Annotated in this window: 11 protein-coding genes; 6 read left to right on the forward strand and 5 right to left on the reverse strand. The window is 65.7% G+C overall.

All coding sequences use genetic code 11. From position 1 onward, the window contains the following. Window positions 1–277 precede the first annotated feature (277 nt). Entirely contained in the window at window positions 278–2,266 is a 1,989-nt protein-coding gene (locus ACE3T8_RS14570) for an SDR family oxidoreductase (protein WP_374610135.1), read from the reverse strand. 148 nt (window positions 2,267–2,414) lie between these two features. Between ACE3T8_RS14570 and ACE3T8_RS14575 the strand changes: the two genes are divergently transcribed. Both ACE3T8_RS14575 and ACE3T8_RS14580 read left to right on the forward strand, forming a co-directional pair. Beyond that, window positions 2,415–2,672, forward strand: a complete 258-nt coding sequence (locus tag ACE3T8_RS14575) for an acyl-CoA-binding protein (RefSeq protein WP_374610136.1) — start codon at window positions 2,415–2,417, stop codon at window positions 2,670–2,672. Between the two features lie 19 nt (window positions 2,673–2,691). Beyond that, on the forward strand, window positions 2,692–3,318 hold the full coding sequence (locus ACE3T8_RS14580) for a TetR/AcrR family transcriptional regulator (protein ID WP_374610138.1): 627 nt from the start codon (window positions 2,692–2,694) through the stop codon (window positions 3,316–3,318). An 84-nt stretch (window positions 3,319–3,402) separates the two neighbouring features. Here the strand turns inward: ACE3T8_RS14580 and ACE3T8_RS14585 are convergent, their stop codons facing one another. Next, window positions 3,403–3,831: a hypothetical protein gene (locus tag ACE3T8_RS14585; protein WP_374610139.1), complete on the reverse strand. Its 429-nt coding sequence runs from the start codon at window positions 3,829–3,831 to the stop codon at window positions 3,403–3,405. A 133-nt stretch (window positions 3,832–3,964) separates the two neighbouring features. Here ACE3T8_RS14585 and ACE3T8_RS14590 point away from each other — a divergent pair, with 133 nt between their 5' ends. Beyond that, window positions 3,965–4,825 carry a hypothetical protein gene (locus ACE3T8_RS14590; protein WP_374610141.1) on the forward strand — a complete coding sequence of 287 codons (861 nt, stop codon included), beginning with the start codon at window positions 3,965–3,967 and terminating at the stop codon, window positions 4,823–4,825. Window positions 4,826–4,909: 84 nt separating this feature from the next. Here the strand turns inward: ACE3T8_RS14590 and ACE3T8_RS14595 are convergent, their stop codons facing one another. Both ACE3T8_RS14595 and ACE3T8_RS14600 read right to left on the reverse strand, forming a co-directional pair. Continuing rightward, entirely contained in the window at window positions 4,910–6,010 is a 1,101-nt protein-coding gene (locus tag ACE3T8_RS14595; RefSeq protein ID WP_374610143.1) for an MraY family glycosyltransferase, read from the reverse strand. A 45-nt stretch (window positions 6,011–6,055) separates the two neighbouring features. Further along, on the reverse strand, window positions 6,056–7,711 hold the full coding sequence (locus tag ACE3T8_RS14600; protein ID WP_374610145.1) for an ABC transporter ATP-binding protein: 1,656 nt from the start codon (window positions 7,709–7,711) through the stop codon (window positions 6,056–6,058). Between the two features lie 89 nt (window positions 7,712–7,800). Here ACE3T8_RS14600 and ACE3T8_RS14605 point away from each other — a divergent pair, with 89 nt between their 5' ends. Genes ACE3T8_RS14605 through ACE3T8_RS14615 form a run of 3 tightly spaced genes read left to right on the forward strand, consistent with a single transcriptional unit; the run spans window position 7,801 to window position 9,544 of the window. After that, window positions 7,801–8,094 (forward strand): PqqD family protein, encoded by a 294-nt coding sequence (locus tag ACE3T8_RS14605; RefSeq protein ID WP_374610147.1) that lies wholly within the window; start codon window positions 7,801–7,803, stop codon window positions 8,092–8,094. Next, a complete protein-coding gene (locus ACE3T8_RS14610) occupies window positions 8,094–8,528 on the forward strand; it encodes a lasso peptide biosynthesis B2 protein (RefSeq protein ID WP_374610150.1) in 435 nt (144 codons plus the stop codon). The genes ACE3T8_RS14605 and ACE3T8_RS14610 overlap by 1 nt, the downstream gene beginning before the upstream one ends. Continuing rightward, a complete protein-coding gene (locus tag ACE3T8_RS14615; protein WP_374610152.1) occupies window positions 8,525–9,544 on the forward strand; it encodes a hypothetical protein in 1,020 nt (339 codons plus the stop codon). Before ACE3T8_RS14610 ends, ACE3T8_RS14615 begins: the two co-directional genes overlap by 4 nt. Before the next feature lie 4 nt (window positions 9,545–9,548). Here the strand turns inward: ACE3T8_RS14615 and ACE3T8_RS14620 are convergent, their stop codons facing one another. After that, the gene (locus ACE3T8_RS14620) at window positions 9,549–11,285 is read right to left on the reverse strand and encodes an asparagine synthetase B (protein WP_374610154.1); all 1,737 of its coding nucleotides are present in this window, start codon (window positions 11,283–11,285) and stop codon (window positions 9,549–9,551) included. Between the last annotated feature and the right edge of the window lie 322 nt (window positions 11,286–11,607).

An 11,607-nucleotide genomic window follows, 5' to 3' on the forward strand; every position in this document is an offset into this window, starting at 1 on the left:
GGGCTTGATCTGGTGATGGAGTGCGGGCGCCCTTGCTCCTACCCGTGCTTGCGAGCACTCCGGCCTGTCGGCGTCCCGCACTCCGCTCTCACTTCACACACTAGGGCAAATCCAAGACACAAGCGGCGTAAGCCGCGACCCATCGCAACGGACTGGTCGCGGCTCACGCCGCTCCTACGTGTGTCGGCGTCAGTTACGCCGCTCCTACACGAGCCGGGTCATGCGGTGCCTTCCGTAGGAGGGGCGTAAGCCCCGACCCGCGCCGCGCGCCTCGTGATCACCAGTGCACGCCGCGCATCAGCGAGGCGAATGCGATCTGCTCGTTGCTCGGCTGTTCGTCCTTGAGCGCCTTGCGATCGCCCTTGGCGGCGGCGGAATCCGGGAACAACTCGAACGCGGTGCTCATCACCACCTCGTAGGCCTTCGGCGCGACCGCGTTGATCAGCGCGGCGAAGATGCCCAGGCGGGTGGCGATCCGGCTCGGCTTCTCGATGATCGCCTTGACCAGCAGGTCGGCGGCTTCTTCCGGGCTGAGCGTCGGCACGCTGTCGTACATCTTGGTGGGCGCGATCATCGGTGTCTTCACCAGCGGCATGTTGATCGTGGTGAAGCTGATGCCCTTGCCCGACAGCTCGCCCTGCGCACAACGGCTGAACGCATCCAGCGCGGCCTTCGAGGCCACGTAGGCGGAAAACCGCGGCGAATTGGCCAGCACGCCGATCGAGCTGATGTTGATGACGTGGCCCTTGCGGCGCTGGGTCATGGTCGGCATGAAGCCCATGATCAGGCGGATGCTGCCGAAGTAGTTCAGCTGCATGGTGCGTTCGAAGTCGTGGAAGCGGTCGTAGCTGGCCTCGATCGAGCGGCGGATCGAACGGCCGGCATTGTTGATCAGGATGTCGACATGGCCGTGATCGGCCAGCACCTGGCTGACCAGGGCATCGCAGCTGGCCATGTCGGCCAGGTCGGCGGTGTAGGCGAAGACCTTGCCACCGGCCTTCTTCATCGCGTCGCGGGCCTTGAAAAGCTCTTCCTCGCCACGCGCCACGATGATCGTGGTCGCGCCCGCCTCGGCCACGCGCTGCGCGGTGGACAGGCCGATGCCGGACGAACCGCCGGTGATCAGCACCACCTTGCCCTTCACCTTGCCCTTGAGGCTGCGGTCGACGAACAGGTCGGGGTCGAGGTGGCGCTCCCAGTAATCCCACAGGCGCCACGCGTAGTCGTCAAGCTTGGGCACGGAGATGCCGCTGCCCTTCAGCGCTCGCTCGGTCTCGCGGTTGTCGAAGCGGGTCGGATAGGTGATGAACTTGAGGACTTCCTTCGGGATCTTGAAGTCGCGCAGCAGCATCCCGATGAAGCGCTTGATCGGCGGCAGGTTGCCAACCGCCATGCGCACCCCGCCCGGCACGAACGCGAACATGCGCGCATCGATGCGCATGGTCATCTCCGGCGCATGGCCCGCGCGGGCGAAGGTATTCAGCACCTCACCGACGCGCATCGGCTCGGGATCGGTCAGGTGGAAACAATGGCCATCGAGCTTGGGCTTGTGGGCGATGTGGTCCATCGCATCGACCACGAAATCCACCGGCACCACGTTGATCCGCCCGCCCTCGATGCCCAGCGTCGGCATCCATGGCGGCAGCATCTCGCGCAGCTTCTTGAGGAAGGTGAAGAAATAGTAGGGCCCGTCGATTTTGTCCATCTCGCCGGTCTTCGAATGGCCAACGACCATGCCCGGGCGATAGATGCGCCACTTCACGCGCTTCTCCGCGCGCACCAGGCCCTCGGAGTCGTGCTTGGTGCGCAGGTAGGGATCGTCCAGGCCCTCGGCCTCGTCGAACATGTCCTCGCGGAACACGCCCGGATACAGGCCGGCCGCGGCAATCGAGCTGGCGTGATGGAAGCACTTCACCTTCAGCGCGGCAGCCAGGTCCAGCGCATGCTGGGTCCCGTCGATGTTGGCGGCCTTCTGTTCGTCGGCGCTGGCGGTCAGGTCGTAGATCGCGGCCAGGTGGAAGAAATGCTGGATCTTCCCGGCGAGTGCACGGATCTGCGCGGCGGTCAGTCCGCAACTCGCGGCGGTCATGTCGCCCGCCACCGCGATCACCCGCTTGGGATCCCAGCCCTCCTTCTTGGCCATCGCCTCGAATTTCTTCAGCGAGGCCTTGCGCACCAGCACATGGATGCTGCCCTTGCGCTTGAGCAGGTTGCCGATCAGGAACCGTCCGATGAAGCCGGTGCCACCCGTGACGAAATAGCTCATTGCACGCCCCCTCAGGCGATTCGGCCGCCTGCTGGCGGCCCGTTGCCCGCTACGGTGCCAGAGCGATGCCGCCACGACAATTCCCCTGCGTATTGACCCCCTCCCGGTCGCATGCTCAGATGCCGGCTCCACAGAGGGGAGAACCACGATGTCCGATCTGCAAGCCCAGTTCGAACAGGCCGCCAAGGACGTGCACGCATTGGCCGAGCGCCCCGACAACGACACCCTCCTGCGCCTGTACGCGCTCTACAAGCAGGGTGCCGAAGGCGATGTCAGCGGCGCCAAGCCCGGCTTCTTCGACTTCGTCGGCACCGCCAAGTACGAGGCCTGGGCCAAGCTCAAGGGCACCGCGCAGGACGAGGCCAAGCAGAAGTACGTGGCCCTGGTGAAGAACCTGACGGCCTGACCGCGAACGGACACGGACGATGGCCCGGCAGACCCGACAGCGCATCCTCGATGCGTCGCTGATGATGTTCAACGCGCAGGGCGAGCCGAACGTCACCACCAACCACATCGCCGACGAGCTGGAGATCAGCCCGGGCAACCTGTACTACCACTTCCGCAACAAGGACGACATCATCGAGCAGTTGTTCGCCGGCTACGAGCAGCGGATGGACACCGCGCTGCTCGCGCCCAGCGGCCGCCTGCCCGGGCTGGAGGACGTCTGGCTGCAGTTGCACCTGGTGTTCGAGTGCATCTGGGACTACCGCTTCCTCTACCGCGACCTGGTCGACATCCTCAGCCGCAACCGCCGCCTGCGCATGCGCTTCGCACGGATCCTCAAGCGCGCCGACGAGCAGGCGCACACGGTGATGCGCGGACTGGTCCAGGCCGGGGTGATGCGCGCCTCCGCCGATGAGGTCGATGCCGCGTCCACCAATATCCTGGTGATCGCCACCTTCTGGATGAACTATGCCGCCGCGCGCGGCGACAAGGACGAGCGCGCCTCGATCCGCGACGGCATCGTCCAGGTGATGATGCTGATCGCGCCGTTCCTGCGTGATGCCGAACGCGTGCACCTAAATACGCTGACGCGCGCCTACATCGAGTGACCGGACGCACCCGCAATTGAAACGAAAACGCCCCTCAGTGCGGGGCGTTTTCGTTTCACCGAGAGGAGATCGGTTGGCTGGTGCTCAGCGCGCCGCCTTCTTCACTACGCGCTTGGCGGGCTTGCGGGTGGCGCGACGCAGCGTCGGCTTCTTCGCGACAGGCTTGCGGGTCTTGCGCGCGGTGCGCTTCTGCTTCGACTTCAGGCCGAGCTTGTCAAGCACCGGCGCCAGGCGGGCCTCGACGTCGCTGCTGAACTTCAGCACCTTCGGCTGCACCTGGTCGCGCACGCCTTCGATGCCGCCACGCAGGTCGGCTTCGGCGCGCTTGACCGCCTTGCGGGCATCGGCGATGGCACCTTCCGCCTTCGCAGTGGCGCGCTGGGCGGCGGCCTTCGATTCGCGGCGGGCAGCGACCAGCAGGCCGAGCGAGGCCAGCCAGACATGCCGCAGGTTGGGTTCGACGTTGGACGTCTGCTTGGTCTTGCGCGGGGCGTTCTTGCGGATCGTGGCCATGTCGGGCCTCCGTGGGGGTTGGCTATGACCACACACTGGCGCCTGCGCGTCGAGCAATCACACTAGCGCCCCCTTGCCAGCGCGCGCGCCGGGCGGGATGCTGGGCGCCACAGATCGCCACAGGGGTGGCCGCATGGCCGCGAAAAAATCCGCTTCCGGTTGGGCCGACTTCCCGCACGACGCCAAGGCATACGCCCACGAGGGCGACTCGCTGAAGAAGGCGTGGCCAAAGCTGCACGCCGGCGACTGCGAACCGTTCCCGGACAGCAAGCGCGCCGCGGCACTGCTCAAGGCCGCTGGCAAGGCCGCACCCAAGCTTGATGCCGACGCCCTGGCCAGCGCCCTGCAGGACGCCTGGCGGGCATTCCACGCCGGCGACTTCAAGGCTGCGTTCGATGCCGGCAGCGCGCTCGGTCCGATCGGTGCCTCGGTCGCGGTGAAGGCACTCGGCATCCATGCGACTTACCTGGTGGACGACGGAGCCGAACAGCTCAAGCGCTACGAACAGGCCGCGCAACTCGCCGAGGCCGCGGTCAAGGCCTTGCCCGGCGAGGCCAACAGCCACTACCGCCATGCCTTCGCGCTGGGCCGCTACAGCCAGGGCCTGTCGATCGCCAAGGCGCTGAAGATGGGCATCGCCGGCAAGGTCCGCGCCTCGCTGGAGGCCACCCTCGAACGCGAGCCCAAGCATGCCGAGGCGCATACCGCGCTGGCCCTGTACCACGCGGAGATCATCAACAAGATCGGCGCGATGATTGGCAGCCTGACCTACGGCGCAAAAGCGTCTGAGGCGGAGAAGCACATCAAGGAAGCGCTCAAGCTGACGCCCGCTTCGCCGATTGCCAACATCGAACACGGCAACTTGCTGTTGCTGCTCGACGAGAGCAAGCACGAGGACGCGGCGGCCAGCGCCTACGAGAAGGCCGCCAAGTGCAAACCGCTGGATGCGATGGAAGCGCTGGATGCGGCGTATGCGCAGGAGCAGCTCGAATAAATCCCCTGCCTTGCAGGAGCGGCGTAAGCCGCGATGGGGATTGCCGCACGTCCAATCGCGGCCTGCGCCGCACCTACGGGTCAATCAATCCGGGGCTCGGGTGACCAGCGCCGCCCCGCGCTCACCACGCAACTGCCGGAAAAACGCCACCGCGCGCTCGGGTTTGCGGGTCAGCAGGTACCAGCCCACGCACAGCAGCAGGTAGGCGGCCAGCAGCACGGGGTACGGGACATCCACCCGCATGGCGAGCGCGGCCAGCAAACCGCACGCAACCGAAAACGCGGTGAGCAGCATCGCGCCGCGGGTGGGTCCGAACCCCGCGTCCTGCATGAAGTGATGGATATGGTCGCGGCCGGCGGAGAACGGCGAGCGACCCGCCTGCAAGCGGCGCACGATCAGCACCAGGCAATCCATCACCGGGATCGGCAGCAGCCAGAGGGCAAGCACGGGATTGACCGGATGCCCGGGGTTCTGGGTCAGCCGGAATGCGGACCAGGCGATTACCAGCCCCAGTAGCGCGCTGCCGGCATTGCCCAGGAACACCTTGGCCCGCGGCCGCCACGGCAAGCGCACGTTCCACGCCAGAAACGCGGCCAGCGCCCCGCACAGCACCGACAGCCGGCTGGCCAGCACCGCATTCCCGGCATACAGGGAGGCGGCGGCCAGCATCACCAGCGCGGCCAGGCCCAGCGACCCCGCCAGGCCGTCGGCACCGTCGATCATGTTCATCGCGTTGATCAGGCCGACGGTGGCGAACACGGTGAACGGCACCGCCAGCCAGCCCAGCGACATCGGTCCCAGCCCCAGGGTGGGACCGATCTGTTCGACGCGCACCCCGCCCCAGTGGATGATGATGAGTGCGGCCAGCGCCTGCGCCAGGATGCGCCAGTACCAGCGCAGGTCATGCAGGTCGTCGTACACACCGACCACCACCAGCAGCAGGGCGGCGGCGGTGAACGCCTGCACGCTGGCGGTGCCCACCTGCATCCCGAAGAACCCCACCAGGCACCCCAGCAGGATGGCGATACCGCCGGTCACCGGTGTGGGATGCGCATGGTCTTTGCGGGTGTCGTTCGGGTGGTCCAGCAGGTTCAGCCGCGGCGCCAGCGGCTGCAGGAACAGCAACGCAACCGTGGTCAGCGCGAACGCCAACCCGGCACCTGCGAAATCGAGGCCCCTCAACACGCTTGCATCCATTCCCGCTACCGCCTCCGTCGCTGGGCGGGCATTTTACGGAACGGGGTGCGTGGATGCGATGGATTTCTTCACATGGCCAAGCCGCCCGCCATCCAGGCGCAATACCCGGTCCGCAAGCGCCAGGCTGGCCGGGCGATGGGTGATCAGGATGACGGTGCGCTGCTTCAGCACCTCGTGGCATTCGGCGATGAATTCCGCCTCGCCCTCCGGATCGAACATGGCGGTGGCCTCGTCCAGGATCAGGATCGCCGGATCCTTCAGCAACGCGCGGGCCAGCGCGACGCGCTGCTTCTGGCCACCCGACAGCCGCACGCCCTGGTCGCCGACCACCGTGTCATAGCCCTGCGGCAGCGCCGCCACGAACGCATGCGCACGCGCGGCGCGCGCGGCGGCCTCGATCTGCGCAGGCGTGGCGTCGGTGCGGCCGTAGGCGATGTTGTCGGCCACGCTCGCGTTGAACAGCATGACCTGCTGCGCCACCAGGCCCACGCCTTCGCGCAGCGCCGCCAGCCGGAACTCGCGCACGTCGATGCCGTCGATGCGCACGCTGCCGGCATCCGGTTCCAGCAGCCGCAGCAGCAGGTGCACCAGGGTGCTCTTGCCGGCGCCATTGGGCCCGGTGATGGCCACCGTCTCGCCGGCGGCGATGGTCAGGTCGAAGCCCTGCAACAGCGGCGGCCGACCGGGATAGGCGAAGTCGACCCCCTCGAAGGCAATCTCGCCGCGCACACCCTCGAATCCGCGCGTGCCGGTATCGACCTCAGGCAGCGCCCCCAGCGCGGCCAGCATCCGCTGCGCCGTGCCGCGCGCGGACTGGGTATTGCCGTACACGCGGGCCAGCTGGCTGACCGGATTGACCAGCACCAGCCCGTACAGCACGAGGCTGACCAGCTCGCCGACGCGCAATTCCTCGCTCGCCACCTGCTTGCCCGCCAAGCCCAGCAGCAACAGGACCGTACCCGCGCCGAGGACTTGCACGGCTGGCGAAATCGCGCCCTCCAGCCGCGCCCGGCGCAGGTCGATCGCGCGCACCGCTTCGGCCTGTCCGGCATAACGGCGTGCTTCCAGCGGATCGGTGGCGAAGGCCTTGATCACCGGCAGCATCGACAGGTTCTGCTCGGCCAGCGAGGCCTGGTCCGCCCAGGCCTGCATCGCCTCGTGCGAGAGCGGGCGCAGGCGCCGCCCCACCAGTTTGAGCAAGACGAACAGCAGTGGCATCAGCACGCCGATGGCGATGGCGATCGCCGGCGCCATCCGCAGCATCATGACCAGCGCGCCGACGAAGGTGAACAGCAGGGGCACCAGCGGCACCAAGGTGCCGGTCACGTAATGGCCCAGCCGATGGACATCCCCGGTCAGCAGCGCCAGCACGTCACCGTGCTGGCGCGCGTGGTGCCAGGCCAGCGGCAGCGACTGCAGGTGCGCATACACGTGGCTGCCGGCATCGGCCACCAGCCGCCCGGACACCGCCTGCAACTGGATCGAGACCAGATAGCCAATCGCCTGTTGGGCCAGGATCAGCCCGAACAGCACCCACAGCAGCGGGCCCACACCGGACCCGACCAGCAAGCGGTCGGTTAGCACCCCGCCCAGCCAAGGCTGAGCCAGGGTGGCGGCGCTTTGCACCAGCATCAACAGCAGCGCGAGGAACAGCGCCGGCAGGTGGGGACGCAGCAGACCGCGGGCCAAGCGCCACGGGTGCGCGTTCGCCTGCCCTGTCTCCCCTTCCACCTGCATAGCCGCTACCCTGTGCTCAGTTTTCGCCATCGTCGGACAGCATGACCGCTCGCCCCGCAGACGTCACCCTCGACACCATCCTGACCCGCTCCAGCGAGGTACTGTTCCAGGAAGTGGGTGGCGAAGCCGTGTTACTGGACCTGGCCAGCGAGCAGTATTTCGGGCTGGACCCGGTGGGCACCCGCATATGGGCGCTGCTCGCCGAATCCGCGCAGCTGCGAGCCGTGCATGCGCGCTTGTGCGAGGAGTTCGATGCCGATGCGGACCTCATCGCAGCCGACCTCATCACCCTGACCCAAGCGCTAGCTGGGGCGGGGTTGGTCAAGGTCGATTGATGGCACATCGCCTGCGCGCCTGGTGGGCGCTGCCGCGGAGCGACAAGGGCCGGCTGCTCTGCTGCGCAATCGGTCTTGCCTGCATCCACAGCATGCTGGCCTGCATCGGCTATGCTCGTACCCGGCGACTCGTCGAAGCGGCCACCCACCGCAATACCTACCGCCACGCAAGCCCTGCACAGGTCGAGTATGCACAGGCCCTCGCCCGAATGGCGGCCATCGCCGGCCGCCATGGTGCCGTGCAGGCCACCTGCCTGCGCCAATCGCTGCTGCTGTACGGGTGGCTGCGTCGGCAAGGTCTACAACCACAGCTCCACTTGGGCATCGCCGACCGCAACGGGCCTTTCCAGGCCCATGCCTGGGTGGAACTGGAAGGCACGCCACTGCTGTCGTTGGATACCGGGCATCGCGCATTCGCGCCGGTGTCGGCATGACCGGGGCTGTCAGCATCAATCCACGAACAGGCCTGCACGCCCTGCGCTACGCTGGCCGCACGCTGCTGTCGGCACTGCCACTACCAAGCCTGCCGCGGTCACCTACAACTGCCGCTGCGCCTGCCACACTGCATATCGCAGCACCAATCCGCGTGACCGAACTACAACCGCGCTCCGACTGGCTACACGAATGGCGGGACGGGAGCGGCGGTATCTGCCTGCAACTGGCCGCATTGCAACTGCCCGAGTGCTACTTGCTGCGCACGCCAGGCCTGTGCGATTTCCGGATCGACTGCGCGCGCGGCACCGTGGAAATAGAACACACCCCGGCAACCGACAGCGACACCCTGGAACACCTGCTGATCGACCAGGTGCTGCCCCGCCTGCTGGCCCAGCAAGGCTCACTGGTGGCACATGCCGGTTGCATCCGCATCCACCGTCGCGGCGCATTGTTCATGGGCCAGACCGGCTGGGGCAAGTCCACGCTGACCGCCCTGCTGCAAAGACATGGGCACGTCCCGATCTCGGACGACTGCGCAGTGCTCGATATCCATGATCAGCAAGTACTGGCCACCGCCACCTACCCGAGCCTGCGCTTGTTCGACGACAGCATTCGCGCAGGTTTCGACCGCGTTCCCGACGCCACGCCAGTCGCCAGCTACACCGGGAAACGCCGCATCCGTCTGGATGCGCCCCCAACGGATCAACCCACCCCTGTCAGCGCCATCTATCTGCTCAACAACCCCGCAAGGCCGATGCACGCACCCGCCATCGTCCCGTTACCCGCCGCGGTGGCCTGCATGGCGCTGATCGAGCACGGGTTCCGGCTGGACATCGCCTCGGCTGAGCGAAGCGCGCAGCAACTCCGCCATGCTGCGGCCATCACACGCTTGGTGCCCACATACGCCCTGCATTACCCACGCGATTTCGCATCGGCGGATGCCGTAGTCGAGCGGGTACTGAAGCATTTTGGTGGGCTTGATGTGGAGACGAAGGCAATTGATTGCGGTCCATAAAGATCTACGCACCCCAATGAACCAAGTCGCGGTTGTGCTGTAGCCAGTGCTCCAGTGCGACGAGTGGCGCCAACTTCCACACTGCCTCGATCGCACCTGCACGCCATTGGTCTGCCGCTTCAAGAAACCGATCTCGATCTGCATAGGGCGCTATCGCCGGCCCGCTACCACGATAATCGCGCACGATCTGGTCGAGTACAGGTCGCAATACAACCCGACTGAAATGCGAGCCTGGATGCACCTTGTCACCCCGCCATGCCACTGCATGCGGCAGATAAGGATTCATCGCCTTGCGCAGGATCCACTTGGGCCGACCATTGCGCAGGCGCAATTCAAGGGGGATCCATGCCGCGAATTCGATCAGATCGCGGTCCATGAAAGGGCAACGCATTTCCAGGCCATAGTGACGCGTACGGGCCTCAACTCGGCCAACTCCGTCGAGCGCTACTGGCCTGTCCATACTGGAGGCCGGCAGCCCTCCCACCTGCCGCGGGTAACTACGGAGCAACCGGCTCTGTTCCCGAAGGCGACCCCGCAACTGCAAGCGGCTTATGGCATCGTCGCCCACCAGTGCTTCGCGCAAAATAGCCGGTTGTTCCATCCATTCGTACATTGACCGCAGTGCACGGCGTGCGGGAAACGGCAGCACTGCCGACAGAATGACTGTTGCCTGCATTTTCGGGACTTGGGGCACAAGCCAAGGCACTCCAAGCAGACGGTCTGCCTTTCGCGCTTCCCGAAGCACATGATGATAGCGACCGCGGCGCAGCCGCTTAAGCAGCAGATCACCGTGACTGAACAGGGCATCCGCGTCCAAACCATACATCATCACGTTCACACCAGACTTCGCGGCCATGGCATTGAAGTACGGGACAAACCCGTTCAGGATGTAATCAAAACGCGGGACGCGTGCCAAAACGGCTCTAGCGGTATCGCCATGTTCTTCCAGATTGGCGACATCACATTGGATAGATGTTGCACCGGTAGCAGCGATCATTCTGTCGATAGCGAGAGTTTCAGGGTAGGAGGGATCCCCCCTATCCAAAAGCGAATAGGCTGACACACGCTCTACAGACGCCATTTCGCACGACAGGGCGAGCAGCGCGGATGAATCCAGCCCTCCACTGAACATCACCCCGACACGCGCGCCATCCGCGACGCGCTTGCTGACCGCCCGCCGCATGCGCTCTCGCAATCCTTCGATCCATCCTTCAGTGTCGTTTTCAGACAGGCTCGGACGCCGTCCAGTCGGCGACCAATATCGGCCTACTCGCAACGAATCCGCTCCAACGTGACACGCGTGAGCGGCCAGCAACCGGTCGATGCGGGGGATTTCAGGCTTGAAATGCGCCAGCTCTTCGGCATTGAGCAAAGGGTCCAGCAAGCGGCTTTCCGGAATCCGGGGGTCCAGACCAGTCCACGCAGCGAGCTCATGGGCGCTGGTGGAAAACGCGAAACTCCGGCCAGGCTCATGACGGTAGAACAACGGACGCATGCCCATTGGGTCAGTCGCGGCAAATGCCCTCCCGGCACCGAGATCACACACCACGAAAGCGAAATCACCATCTAGCCGCTCCAGCATTGCCTCGCCCCAACGCAAATAAGCCTTGGTCAGCAGGCTGGCGTCCCCTTCATCACTCGTTGGCGGCAGTCCCAGCTCGGCGCATAGCCGATCACGGTCATACAGCGTGCAATCCGCGATTGTCGCGACATTGCAATCCGTGGCAAGCCGGCAATCCATGCCCGTTCCACCCCAAGCGCCCATTGCGACTCGCTTGTCCGGGGAATGCCAGCTCCTCCCGTTGTCCGTAACATCAGGAGACATGGACGCAGGCCCCGCCCGACGTCCATCGAACCGCAGTTCCCCAATTACTCCTTGCACGCTACCTCCATGCCACCCTATTTTTACCGTCTCTTGCCATCCCGTGGCGCACATTAGGGAAGGTCTGAACAACTCCCCCGTTCTTGGCGACAATAGCGCACCGCGATTGGGACGATGATCGATGCAACTGACGTTCGGTGACGCCGAGGACCTAGGCCAACGCAAGCGCACGCGCAGGGAA

Origin of the sequence: Thermomonas sp., assembly GCF_041919455.1 — a bacterium.
Lineage (GTDB): Bacteria > Pseudomonadota > Gammaproteobacteria > Xanthomonadales > Xanthomonadaceae > Thermomonas.

Excerpts from the sequence above, each read along its gene's own strand:
- ACE3T8_RS14570 (WP_374610135.1), bottom strand. The coding sequence starts at position 2,266 with ATGAGCTATTTCGTCACGGGTGGCACCGGCTTCATCGGACGGTTCCTG.
- ACE3T8_RS14575 (WP_374610136.1), top strand. The coding sequence starts at position 2,415 with ATGTCCGATCTGCAAGCCCAGTTCGAACAGGCCGCCAAGGACGTGCAC.
- ACE3T8_RS14580 (WP_374610138.1), top strand. The coding sequence starts at position 2,692 with ATGGCCCGGCAGACCCGACAGCGCATCCTCGATGCGTCGCTGATGATG.
- ACE3T8_RS14585 (WP_374610139.1), bottom strand. The coding sequence starts at position 3,831 with ATGGCCACGATCCGCAAGAACGCCCCGCGCAAGACCAAGCAGACGTCC.
- ACE3T8_RS14590 (WP_374610141.1), top strand. The coding sequence starts at position 3,965 with ATGGCCGCGAAAAAATCCGCTTCCGGTTGGGCCGACTTCCCGCACGAC.
- ACE3T8_RS14605 (WP_374610147.1), top strand. The coding sequence starts at position 7,801 with ATGACCGCTCGCCCCGCAGACGTCACCCTCGACACCATCCTGACCCGC.
- ACE3T8_RS14610 (WP_374610150.1), top strand. The coding sequence starts at position 8,094 with ATGGCACATCGCCTGCGCGCCTGGTGGGCGCTGCCGCGGAGCGACAAG.
- ACE3T8_RS14615 (WP_374610152.1), top strand. The coding sequence starts at position 8,525 with ATGACCGGGGCTGTCAGCATCAATCCACGAACAGGCCTGCACGCCCTG.
- ACE3T8_RS14620 (WP_374610154.1), bottom strand. The coding sequence starts at position 11,285 with ATGGATTGCCGGCTTGCCACGGATTGCAATGTCGCGACAATCGCGGAT.